The organism is Buchnera aphidicola (Nippolachnus piri) (assembly GCF_039383305.1).
GTDB classification, from domain to species: Bacteria; Pseudomonadota; Gammaproteobacteria; order Enterobacterales; family Enterobacteriaceae; genus Buchnera_F; species Buchnera_F aphidicola_AZ.
In genome coordinates this window covers 24,955-37,418 of record NZ_CP135009.1, presented here as the reverse complement: position 1 = coordinate 37,418, position 12,464 = coordinate 24,955, and the positions used below count along the sequence as shown (strand labels likewise).

The following is a 12,464-nucleotide window of genomic DNA, read 5'->3' as shown; positions in this document are numbered from 1 at the left end:
AAATTTTCTAAAATTTATTAAACAATAATTTATTACCTAATTTTTAAAAATATTAAAAAATATAATATATAAAAATTTCATAATATACATAAAAAATGTAAAATACAATAAAAATATCTACTTCCTTATAGATATTCTAAATTAAAATATTTTTTAAATTATTTTTAAAATTCCTAAAAACATATGCAAAAATTTTCAAATATATAATTTTTAATTTCTATAATTCTTAATAAAAAATTTATATAAATAAATATCTTTAAATACATATTATAAAATTTTTAATAAGAAAATTTTTTTATTAATCTTAAAAAATTATTATATAAAATCTTATAAGGAAATTTAAAAACATTATTTATTTGATAAAATAATTTTTGCATTGTTTAAAGCTTCTTGAACACGACTAGGGGAAACTCCTCCAAAAGAATTTTTTTTCTGTAAACTAGCTTCTAATGTTAAAAATTCAAAAACATCTTGAGAAATACAGGAATGATATTTTTGTAATTCTTTTAATGTAAATTGCTCAATAAATTTCTTCTTTTTGATAGCTTTTAAAACAATACGCCCAACTAAATAATGCGCTTCTCGAAAAGGAACTTTTTTGTTCACTAAATAATCTACTAATTCTGTAGAATTACTATATCCTTTTTGAGCTGCTTTTGTGCAATTTTCAAAATTTATTTTAAAATTTTTTAAAACTAAAATAGAAATTTCTAAACAACTCTTCCAAATATCAATACTTAAAAATAAATTCCTTTTTTCTTCTTGAAAATCTTTATTATATGATAAAGGTAAACCTTTTAATAAAGTTAATGTCGAAAATAAACCACCATATACTGTACTACAACGACCTCGAATTAATTCTAAAATATCTGGATTTTTTTTTTGTGGTAGTAAAGACGAACCAGAAGTAATATTATCAAAAAATTCAATAAAATTTGCTTCATTTGAATTATAAAAAATTAAATCTTCTGCAAATCTTGACAAATGCATCATACTAATGGAAGCAACAGATAATAATTCTAAAATATAATCACGATCGGAAACACTATCTAACGCATTATTTGTGCATGTACGAAAATTCATTAATTTTGCTAATTTTTTACGATCAATTTCCCATGAAGTCCCAGCTAGAGCTCCCGAACCTAAAGGAGATAAATCCAAATTTTCCAATGCATTATTTAATCTTTTTTTATCTCGTTCCAACATCTCAAAGTATGCTAAACACCAAAAAGAAAACGTAATAGGTTGCGCTCTCTGTAAATGAGTATATCCCGGAAAAACTGTATTTTGATATTTAGTTGCTATTTTTATTAAATGCGATTGTAATTTTTTAATTTGACAAAGTAATTGTAAAATTTTAGATTTACACCATAATTTTAAATCTGTCGAAATTTGATCATTTCTACTGCGCCCAGTATGTAATTTTTTTCCTAATACCCCAATTTTCTTAATTAATTCTTTTTCAACCCAACTATGTATATCTTCTGAATTAGAATTTAAAATTTTCTCTTTTGTAAAAGAATTTTTTAAAATATTTTTTAAACCGTTTTCTATTATTTTTTGTTCTTTAGTTGTTAAAATCGAAGCATCACTTAAAATCTGAGACCATGCAATAGATGCCAAAATATCTTCTTTAAATAAACGAAAATCTATTTTTAAAGAATTATTAAAATCTTTAAATTTTTTATGCGATTTTTCTTGAAATCTTCCACCCCATAAATTCATAATATCTTATCCTATAATATAATTAATAAAAATATTTTTTTATATAATATTTTTTTTTAATGCGCGGATTTTAGAAGGTAATGAAAACAATTGAATAAAACCATGAGCATTTTTTTGAGTATAAACAGTATCTTTTCCAAATGTAGAATATTCTTCTGAATATAAAGAATTTAAAGAATATTTTTTTAAAACTAAAACAGAACCTTTGTATAATTCAATTAAAACTTTCCCACTAATTAAATTTGAAAAAACTTCTGAAGATTTTTGTAAAGAAATTCTTAATGGAGTAAACCATTTTCCTTCATAAATCACTTCTGACATTTTATGAGAGATTTGATTTTTCCAACAATAACTTTCACGATCTAAAGTCAATTCCTCTAATGCCCTTAAAGCTGTAAAAATAATAGTCCCCCCTGGAGTCTCATAACAACCTCTAGATTTTAAACCGATAACACGATTTTCTATAATATCAATACGTCCAATAGCATGTTTACAACCAATTTTATTTAAAATTTTTAAAGATTGATATAGAGTTACCTTTACATGATTAATTTCAACTATATTTCCTTTTAAAATTTTTAAATGTATTTTTTCAGAATTATTAGGTGCTTTTTGTAAAGAAGTAGTCCAAGACCAACAATTTTCATCTGGAGCATTCCAAGAATCTTCTAAAATTCCCCCTTCCGTAGAAATATGAAAAATATTTTCATCTTTACTATAAATTTTTTGTAAACTTACATTAGTTAAAATATTTTTCTCTCTTAAATATTCTAATAAATCTTCCCGAGAACAAAATTTCCATTCTCTCCAAGGTGCTAATATTTTTAATTGAGGAGCCAAAGAAACATACGATAATTCAAAACGTACTTGATCATTCCCTTTTCCTGTTGCTCCATGACATACTCCAATCGCTTTAATTTTTTTTGCACAATTAATTTGAGCTTGAGCTATTAAAGGACGTGAAATTGCAGTTCCTAATAAATATTTATTTTCATATAAAGCGCCACTTTTTAACATTGGAAAAATAAAAGATTCCACAAAAACAGCACGTAAATCTTCAACGTAACAATTATCAGCTCCAGAATCAATTGCTTTTTTTTTTATATTCATTAAATCTTTTTTCGATTGCCCTATATTAGCTACAAATGCTACAACATTATATTTATATGTATCTTTAATCCAAGGAATAATAGCTGAAGTATCTAACCCACCAGAATACGCTAATACGATTGTATTTTTTTTATATAAATTTTTCATTTTCTAATATTTCCAAAATTTATTTAATTTAAAAAACCTAAAAAATTATATATTATTTTTATTCTTAATATAATTTTTTAATAATTAAAATTCTGTTATCAAATTATTTAAAAAAGTATCTTAGTCTAAATTAATTTTTAAAATATATTTTACAGATTTAAATTTTAGAATTAAAAAGTTATTTCTAAATTAAAATTTATATTTTTAAAAATATTTTTTGTAAATATAAAAAAATTTTTTTAAAGAAATCTATACGATTTAAAGTATAAATATGAAAATCTGTGACGCCATGTAGAAATAATTTTAAAATCAAATTCACTGTAAAATTTATACTATATTCTTTAAATTTCTTAGAATTATCTTGATATTTTAAAAAACCTTTAAAAATATTTGGAGGAATAAAAACGTTTGTTAAATTTTTAAAACGTAATAATTGTTGAAAAGACAATATAGGTAAAATACCCGGAATAATTTTTAAACTAACATTATGTAATAAACATTGTTTTTTAAAAAATAAAAATTTTTCTATACTAAAAAAAAATTGAGTAATGGCAGTATTTGCCCCCATATTTTTTTTTTTTTTTAAATTTTCTAAATCTTCTAACATATTAGAAGATTCCGGATGTATTTCAGGATAAGCTGCTACAAAAATCTTAAAATCCCCAATTTCTTTTAAAATTTTAATTAAATCTATTGAATAAACATTAGAATTTTTTTGATTTTCTTGTAAATCCCCGCGCAAAGCTAAAACACTTTTAATTCCATATTTTAAATATTTTTTTGCAATATTTTGAATTTCAGCTTTCTTAAAATTTATATAAGTAAGATGAGGAATAATCGGAATTTTAGTATTATTTAACAAAAAAAAAATAATTTGATCAGTATTGAAATAACTTAAAGATTTTACACTATGTGTAATAGAAAAAAAAATAGGTTTAATTTTTTCTAATTCTTTAATTATTTTTAATAATTTTTTTTTTCCAAAAATATCTTTGGGAGGAAAAAATTCAAACGAAAAATTAATTTTTTTATTTAACATATTTTTTGGAATTAATGGTATAGAAAAAAAATTAAAAGTTTTTAACATTATATATATACTCTCCAAAAAAACCTTTAAAATCATATTTTATTTTTTGATTTAATATTTTTTTTAAAAAATTAAAATTATTAAATATTTCAATAAATTATTTATTATAATATAATAATATTTTTTTAAAATCAAATCTTAAATTCTTGAAAAAAATATTTTTTTTATAAAAAATATTTTTACCTTTTTTTATAAAAAATAAAAAAATAGTTGACATTTTTTATAAAAAATTTAATAATTAAAAATATTAATATTTTTTAAAATTTATTTTTTTTAAAAAAAATAATAATAAAAAATTTAATTAGCCGGTTTAGCTCAGCAGGTAGAGCAACTGACTTGTAATCAGTAGGTCACCAGTTCAATTCCGGTAACCGGCAAAAATGTCTAAGGTGGGATTCCTGAGTGGTTAAAGGGAGCAGACTGTAAATCTGACGTCATTGACTTCGAAGGTTCGAATCCTTCTCCCACCATAAAAAAATTTTAAAAAATGCGGATATCATATAAAGGTTATTATTTCAGCCTTCCAAGCTGATTATGTGGGTTCAATTCCCACTATCCGCTCAAAAAAATATTTTTTTAAAAAAAGCTGATATAGCTTAGTTAGGTAGAGCACATTCTTGGTAAGAATGAGATCCCCAGTTCAAATCTGGGTATCAGCATCAAAAATATTAAAATAAAATATAAAAAACTTCTCAAAATTTTCTATTATTTTTCAATAAATAAATTCTAACATGAAAAAAATTTAATATTTTTAAATTCTTATAACATTTTTTATTTTTTTAAAAAAAAATATTTAAAATATTTATAATATTTTTTTTATTATTATAAAAATATATTTTAAAAATTATTAAAATTTTAAAAATCTTACAATATAAATTTTTTTCAAAAAAAATGTATTAAAACAGCTTAAAATAGGTTTATACTATGAATTTTAAAAATATACATAAATTTTATGTTAAAAATTTAGAAAAAATAAAATGGATATTAATGATTTTTTTAAAAAGTATTCTAATTTTAGAAATTTTTTTTCTAAAATATCATTTTAAAAAAATATTAAAAATTTTATATATTGTAATCACTAATATCATAATAATAAAAATTTTTTTTTCTACCAAATTTTTTAAAAAAATTATTTTATTAATTTACGAAATTCATACTGAAACACATCATATTACATGGCCAAAAAAAATAAATACATTAAAAACTACTTTTATAATTCTTTTAATCATATTACTAATATCTATAATATTATGGATATTGGATAACTTATGTATACGTATTATCTCTTTTTTTATTCCAACACAACTATAACAAATATGTATAATTTAAAAAAACAATGGTATGCTATACAAGCATTTTCTGGATTTGAAAATACTGTAGCAGAATCTATTCGTGAATATATTACTTTAAATAATTTAAATAAAGAATTTGGAAAAATTTTAGTACCTTCTGAAGAAGTAATCGAAATTATTAAAGGTCAACGAAAAAAAAGTGAATATAAATTTTTTCCAGGATATATTTTAGTATATATGATTATGAATAATGTAAATTGGCATGTCATTCGAAAATTACCTAAAGTTACAGGTTTTGTCGGTAGCTCTCCTGATAAACCTACCCCAATTAATAAGAAAGAAATTGATAAAATTTTACAAAAATTAAAAAAAATTCATAATAAACCTAGACCCAAAATTATTTTTGAACCAGGAGAAACTATACGAGTAAAAGAAGGACCTTTTTCAGATTTTAATGGTATTGTAGAAAATATTGATTATGAAAAAAATAGACTCAAAGTTTCCATATCTATTTTTGGCAGATCTACCCCCGTAGAATTAGATTTTAATCAAGTTACAAAAAATTAACAATAATTTTATATCAAAGAGAATATATATGCTTAAAAAAATAAATACTTATATTAAATTACAAATATTATCAGGTATGGCTAATCCTAGCCCTCCAGTCGGTCCAGCCTTAGGGCAAAAAGGAATTAATATCATGGAATTTTGTAAACAATTTAATTTAAAAACTTCTAAGATAGAAAAAGGAATTCCTACTCCAGTAATTATAACTGTATATTCTGATAAATCTTTTTCTTTTATAATTAAAACACCTCCTGCTTCTGTTTTATTAAAAAAAATAGCAAACATAAAAAAAGGATCTCAAAAACCAAAAAAAATTACTGTAGCTACTATTACTAAAAAAAATATATATGAAATAGCGCAACAAAAAATTACTGATATGACAGGCTCAAATTTAGAAAAAATTGCTAATTCTATTGAAGGTACTGCTAAATCAATGGGAATCAAAGTTATTCAGGAATAAAAATTATGAAAAAAATTTCCAAAAGAAATAAAAAAAATATAAAAATTTTTATAAAAAAAAAAATTTACAAAATAAAAGATGGAATAAAAATTTTAAAAAAATTTGTACCAACAAAATTTACAGAAAGTGTAGATCTTGCTTGTCAATTATCTATAAATTCTAAAAAATCAGAACAAAATATACGAAATACAGTAATTCTACCCCATGGTACAGGAAAAAAAATTACTATTGCAGTCTTTACTTCTCCTGAAAATCAAAAAAAAGCCTTGAAAATAGGAGCTGATTTTTCTGGTATGGAATCTATATTAGATATTATTAAAAAAAAAAAAAAAAAAATTGATTATGTTTTAGCTACTCCAGACGCTATGCAATTTATAAAAAATTTAGGATTAATATTAGGACCTAAAGGATTTATGCCTAATAAAAAAGATGGAACAATTACTGACAATTTAAAAAATACTATTCAAGAACTTCGAAAAGGTAAAATAAAATGTCGTAATGATAAATATGGAATTATTCATAGCACATTTGGAAAAATTAATTTTTCTACCACCCAATTATATGAAAATTTATTATTTTTATTACAACATATTAAAAATTCTAAACCACCTCAATTAAAAGGATTCTATTTTAAAAAAATATCTTTATCTACTACGATGAGTCCTAGTATCATAGTTAATCATATATCTCTTTAATAAATATCTTATTATATATGAAATTATATAGAAATATTTAAAATTTTAAATTTTATTTTTTTTAAAAAATTTTATCATACCTTAAAATAATATATTAATTAATATTCAAAAATTATATAAAAAAATTTTATAAAAATTTATAAAATTTAAATTATAGAGAAAAAAAAATGGCGTTAACAATAATACAAAAAAAAAAAATTATTAAAACATATCATACCCTAGCAAAAAAAGCTTTTTCTTTAATTATTGCAGATATTTCAAAAATTACAGTTAATGAAATTAATTATTTACGTCAAAAAAATAGATTAAAAAATGTAATAATTTCTGTTGTAAAAAATACTTTATTAAAAAAATCACTCATATCTACTCCTTTTTCAATACTTAATAAAATATTAAAAGGAACAACTTTATTAGCATTTTCTATGAAACACCCAGGTAGCGCAAGTAGAATTTTTTTAAATTATGCAAAAAAAAATAAAAATTTTAAAATTAAAACTGCAATTTTTGAAGGAAAAATTTTATCAAATTCAGAAATTAAAAAACTTTCATTAATACCTACATATTCTGAAGCCCTTCAACAATTATTATTTCTATTCCAAGAAATTAGCATTAGAAAATTATTACGAATATTATTTAACATAACTCAAAAAAAATAAAAAAATATTTATAAATATTGAATCCGACATTAGGAACTATGATTATGTCATTAACTACTAAAGAAATTATTACTGCTATCTCAAAAATGTCAATTAAAGAAATAATGTCTTTAATTTCTAAAATAGAAAAAAAATTTAATGTTTCTGCTTCTTTGCCTATTAAAAATTCTGAATCTTCCAAAAATATTGTTAAAGAAGAAAAAACAGAATTTAATGTAAAATTAAATGCTATAGGTCCAAATAAAGTTTCTGTAATTAAAGCAATTAGAGCAACTACTGGTTTAGGTTTAAAAGAATCTAAAGATTTAGTAGAATCAGCACCTGTACTCGTTAAAGAAAAAATTAATAAAGAAGAATCAGAAAATTTAAAAAAAATATTAATAGATGCTGGAGCGCAAGTAGATATTATATAAATATAAAATATTATTAAAATTTCAAATACTATAATTATATAACTTATGTCGCTGGTGACATAAAAATCACCAGCTATATTTTCACTTTAAAAATTTATATTTTATTAAATTTTTAATATGTAAAACTATAAAAAAAATATTTTTTATATTTTTAAAAAATCTAAATATATCATTTATCTTTTCTAAAAAAATAAGGAAAATAATGGTTTACTCGAATACTGAAAAAAAACGAATTCGTAAAAATTTCGGAAAACAAAAAAAAAAAATTGATATACCTTATTTATTGTTTATTCAATTAGATTCTTATCGTAAATTCCTAAAAAAAAATCCTCCAGAAAAATCTGGTTTAGAATCTGCTTTTCATTCAATTTTTCCAATTTATAGTTATAATTTTCTTGCAAAATTAAAATATATTTCTTACAAATTAGGAAAAAATATTTTTAATGTTCAAGAATGTCGAATTCGCGGATTAACTTACTCTGCACCTTTACGTGTAAAATTACAATTAATTATTTATGAAAAAGATACAACTGAAAAAACTATTAAACATATAAAAGAACAAAAAGTCTATATGGGAGATATTCCATTAATTACTAATACAGGAACTTTTGTAATTAACGGAACTGAAAGAGTAGTAGTATCACAATTACATCGTAGCCCAGGAGTATTTTTCGATAGTGACAAAGGAAAAACGCATTCCTCAGGAAAAGTATTGTTCAATGCAAGAATTATACCATATAGAGGATCCTGGCTAGATTTTGAATTTGATCCAAAAGATATTCTATACGTTAGAATCGATCGTAGAAGAAAATTACCCATTACCATTCTACTACGTGCTTTAAATCTAAATACAGAAAATATTTTAAAAATTTTTTTTAAAAAAGATACTTTTTATATACAAAAAAAACATTTTAAAATGATATTAATTCCTAAAAGATTAAGAGGAGAAACAACTTCATTTGACATTATATATAATAAAAAAATTTATATAGAAAAAGGAAAACGTGTTACTACACGACATATTCAAAATCTTGAAAAAGATAATGTAAAATACATTAAAGTGCCTATTGAATATTTATTACAAAAAACTCTAATTAAAAATTATTTTGACAAAAAATCTGGAAAAATTTTAGCTACTGCTAACACACAATTATCTTTAGAAATTATTTCTTTATTAAAAAATTCTGGATTTAAAAAAATAGATGTACTCTTTACAAATGATTTAGATCATGGATCATATATTTCCGAAACATTAAAAATAGATTCTACATCTGATCGCTTAACAGCACTAACAGAAATTTATCGTATGATGAGACCCGGAGAACCACCTACAAAAGAATCTACAGAAAACTTATTTGAAAATTTATTTTTTTCTGTTGAAAAATATGATTTATCACCCGTCGGAAGAATGAAATTAAATCGATCCTTAAAAAGAAAAGAATTAAAAGGATCTAGTCTTTTAAGTACTTCTGACATTATTAAAGTCATTAAGAAATTAATTTCTATTCGTAATGGGAAAGGAGAAATTGATGATATTGATCATTTAGGTAATCGTAGAATTCGTTCTGTAGGAGAAATGACAGAAAATCAATTTCGAATAGGTTTAATTCGCGTTGAAAGGGCTGTAAAAGAAAAATTATCTATTGCTGATCTAGATACTATAATGCCTCAAGATATGATTAATGCTAAACCAATTTCAGCAGCTATTAAAGAATTTTTTAGTTCTAGTCAACTATCCCAATTTATGGATCAAAATAATCCATTATCAGAAATTACACATAAAAGAAGAATTTCTGCATTAGGAGTAGGAGGATTAACACGTGAAAGAGCTGGATTTGAAGTACGAGATGTTCATCCTACACACTATGGAAGAGTATGCCCTATAGAAACTCCAGAAGGACCAAATATTGGATTAATAAATTCTTTAGCAATATACGCTCAAACTAATCAATATGGTTTTTTAGAAACACCATACCAACAAATAATAAAAGGAAAAGTTACTAAAAATATACATTATCTTTCAGCAATAGAAGAAAATAATTACATCATTGCTCAAGCTAATACCGAAATTAACAAAGATAATGAATTAAAAAAAAATAATATTATTTGCCGTTATAACGGAGAATCTGGATTATTTCCTAAAAAAAAAGTAAATTACATTGATATTTCAACACAACAAATTGTTTCTGTCGGTGCCTCTTTAATTCCATTCTTAGAACATGATGATGCAAATCGAGCTCTTATGGGTGCAAATATGCAAAGACAAGCAGTACCTACATTAAGAGCAGAAAAACCGTTAGTAGGCACTGGAATGGAGAGAATAGTAGCAATCGATTCCGGAGTTACAATTATTGCTAAAAGAAGCGGTACAATACAATATTCTGATGCTTCAAAAATTGTTGTAAAAATTTCTGAAAAAAAAATTACTAATGAAAATTTTGGAATAGATATTTATTATTTAAACAAATATTTAAGATCTAATCAAAACACTTGTATTAATCAAATTCCATGTGTATTTTTAAATGAAAAAATTTCTAAAGGAAATATATTGGCAGATGGTCCAGCAACAGATTTAGGTGAATTAGCATTAGGACAAAACATGAGAGTCGCTTTTATGCCCTGGAATGGATATAATTTTGAAGATTCTATTTTAATTTCAGAAAAAGTTATTCAACAAGAAAAATTTACTACTATACACATTCAAGAATTGTCATGTATTGCTAGAGATACTAAATTAGGTGCTGAAGAAATTACAGCTGATATTCCTAATATTAATGAATCTTCTTTATCTAAACTAGACGATTCAGGTATTGTATATATTGGCGCAGAAGTTAAAAGTGGAGATATACTAGTCGGAAAAGTGACTCCGAAAGGAGAAACTCAATTAACACCAGAAGAAAAATTATTACGAGCAATTTTTGGAGAAAAAGCCTCCGATGTAAGAGATTCTTCATTAAGAGTTCCGAATGGTTCTTTAGGAACTATTATTGACGTACAAATTTTTACACGAGAAGGAGTCAAAAAAGACAAACGAACTTTAGAAATTGAAACTATGCAATTAAAAAAAATTAAAGAAAAACTTATTATTGAACTTAAAATTTTTGAAAAAAATATTATTAAACGCATTCAAAAAATTTTTCTTCATAAAAAATTATATCATTTAATTAAATCTACAGACTCCATAGAAAAATATTTTAAAATAAAATTTAAAAAAAATCCAGAAATGCAAAAAATTCTTTTACAATTTGAAAAACAATACAAAAATTTAAAAAAAAAATTTAAAAAAAAATTATATATTAGAAATAAAAAAATTACAGAAGGTGATGAATTATCTCCTGGAATTTTAAAAATTGTAAAAGTATATTTAGCTACTAAACGACAAGTTCAACCAGGAGATAAAATGGCTGGACGTCATGGTAATAAAGGCGTAATTTCAAAAATTAATCCAGTCGAAGATATGCCATATGATATTCATGGTAATCCAGTAGACATTGTCTTAAATCCATTAGGAGTGCCATCCAGAATGAATATCGGGCAAATATTAGAAACTCATTTAGGATTAGCCTCCAAAGGAATAGGTGATGTTATTCATAATATGTTAAAAACCAAAAAAGATCTAAAAAAAATTCAAAAATTTATACAAAAAGCATATGATTTAGGTAACAATACATTTCAAAAAGTTAATTTAAAAAATTTTTCTCCTGAAGAAATTTTCACATTAGCAAAAAATTTACAAAATGGAATGCCAATAGCAACTCCAGTTTTTGATGGAGCGCAAGAACAAGAAATTAAAAATTTATTAAAATTAGGTAATTTACCTAGTTCAGGGCAAATCACTTTATTTGATGGCAGAACCGGAGAAAAATTCGAGCAAGATGTCACTGTAGGATATATGTACATGTTAAAATTAAACCATTTAGTCGATGATAAAATGCATGCAAGATCTACCGGATCATATAGTCTTATTACACAACAACCATTAGGAGGAAAAGCTCAATTCGGTGGTCAACGTTTTGGAGAAATGGAAGTCTGGGCATTGGAAGCTTATGGAGCTTCACATACTTTACAAGAAATGTTAACTGTAAAATCAGATGATGTAAATGGACGCACTAAAATGTATAAAAATATTGTAAGTGGTAAACAAAAAATGGAACCAGGAATGCCAGAATCATTTAATGTATTATTAAAAGAAATACGTTCTTTAGGTATTAATATAGAACTAGAAAATGATTAAATAATTATATTTAAAATAAAATTACTAGAAAATTCCCTTATACTTCTCGTATACCCTTTCTTATACTAACGAGACCTG

Annotated in this window: 10 protein-coding genes and 4 tRNA genes; 11 read left to right on the top strand and 3 right to left on the bottom strand. The window is 23.1% G+C overall.

Annotation, left to right across the window (positions count from 1 at the left end; genetic code table 11):
• Positions 1-348 precede the first annotated feature (348 nt).
• The 3 genes from argH to RJT25_RS00145 all read right to left on the bottom strand — a co-directional run bounded on the left by argH (position 349) and on the right by RJT25_RS00145 (position 4,069).
• Positions 349-1,725, bottom strand: coding sequence for an argininosuccinate lyase (gene argH / locus RJT25_RS00155; protein WP_343126573.1), 1,377 nt, complete (start codon positions 1,723-1,725; stop codon positions 349-351).
• Positions 1,726-1,764: 39 nt separating this feature from the next.
• Positions 1,765-2,982 (bottom strand): argininosuccinate synthase, encoded by a 1,218-nt coding sequence (locus RJT25_RS00150; RefSeq protein WP_343126572.1) that lies wholly within the window; start codon positions 2,980-2,982, stop codon positions 1,765-1,767.
• Positions 2,983-3,178: 196 nt separating this feature from the next.
• Entirely contained in the window at positions 3,179-4,069 is an 891-nt protein-coding gene (locus RJT25_RS00145; protein WP_343126571.1) for a methylenetetrahydrofolate reductase, read from the bottom strand.
• 304 nt (positions 4,070-4,373) lie between these two features.
• On the opposite strand from RJT25_RS00145, the gene RJT25_RS00140 reads away from it, so the two are divergent.
• The 11 genes from RJT25_RS00140 to rpoB all read left to right on the top strand — a co-directional run bounded on the left by RJT25_RS00140 (position 4,374) and on the right by rpoB (position 12,386).
• Positions 4,374-4,446: transfer RNA gene (locus tag RJT25_RS00140), tRNA-Thr, on the top strand.
• Positions 4,447-4,457: 11 nt separating this feature from the next.
• Positions 4,458-4,539: transfer RNA gene (locus RJT25_RS00135), tRNA-Tyr, on the top strand.
• A 19-nt stretch (positions 4,540-4,558) separates the two neighbouring features.
• Positions 4,559-4,630, top strand: a tRNA-Gly gene (locus RJT25_RS00130).
• Between the two features lie 24 nt (positions 4,631-4,654).
• A tRNA-Thr gene (locus RJT25_RS00125) sits at positions 4,655-4,728 on the top strand.
• Between the two features lie 265 nt (positions 4,729-4,993).
• A complete protein-coding gene (secE, locus tag RJT25_RS00120; protein ID WP_343126570.1) occupies positions 4,994-5,380 on the top strand; it encodes a preprotein translocase subunit SecE in 387 nt (128 codons plus the stop codon).
• Between the two features lie 5 nt (positions 5,381-5,385).
• Complete coding sequence (gene nusG / locus RJT25_RS00115) at positions 5,386-5,928, top strand: transcription termination/antitermination protein NusG (RefSeq protein ID WP_343126569.1); 543 nt, start codon at positions 5,386-5,388, stop codon at positions 5,926-5,928.
• A 28-nt stretch (positions 5,929-5,956) separates the two neighbouring features.
• Positions 5,957-6,388 (top strand): 50S ribosomal protein L11, encoded by a 432-nt coding sequence (gene rplK / locus RJT25_RS00110; RefSeq protein WP_343126568.1) that lies wholly within the window; start codon positions 5,957-5,959, stop codon positions 6,386-6,388.
• Between the two features lie 5 nt (positions 6,389-6,393).
• Entirely contained in the window at positions 6,394-7,083 is a 690-nt protein-coding gene (gene rplA / locus RJT25_RS00105) for a 50S ribosomal protein L1 (protein WP_343126567.1), read from the top strand.
• A 167-nt stretch (positions 7,084-7,250) separates the two neighbouring features.
• Complete coding sequence (gene rplJ, locus RJT25_RS00100; RefSeq protein WP_343126566.1) at positions 7,251-7,739, top strand: 50S ribosomal protein L10; 489 nt, start codon at positions 7,251-7,253, stop codon at positions 7,737-7,739.
• Positions 7,740-7,783: 44 nt separating this feature from the next.
• Positions 7,784-8,152, top strand: coding sequence for a 50S ribosomal protein L7/L12 (rplL, locus tag RJT25_RS00095; RefSeq protein ID WP_343126565.1), 369 nt, complete (start codon positions 7,784-7,786; stop codon positions 8,150-8,152).
• A gap of 202 nt (positions 8,153-8,354) precedes the next feature.
• Positions 8,355-12,386 (top strand): DNA-directed RNA polymerase subunit beta, encoded by a 4,032-nt coding sequence (gene rpoB / locus RJT25_RS00090; RefSeq protein ID WP_343126564.1) that lies wholly within the window; start codon positions 8,355-8,357, stop codon positions 12,384-12,386.
• Positions 12,387-12,464: the final 78 nt, after the last annotated feature.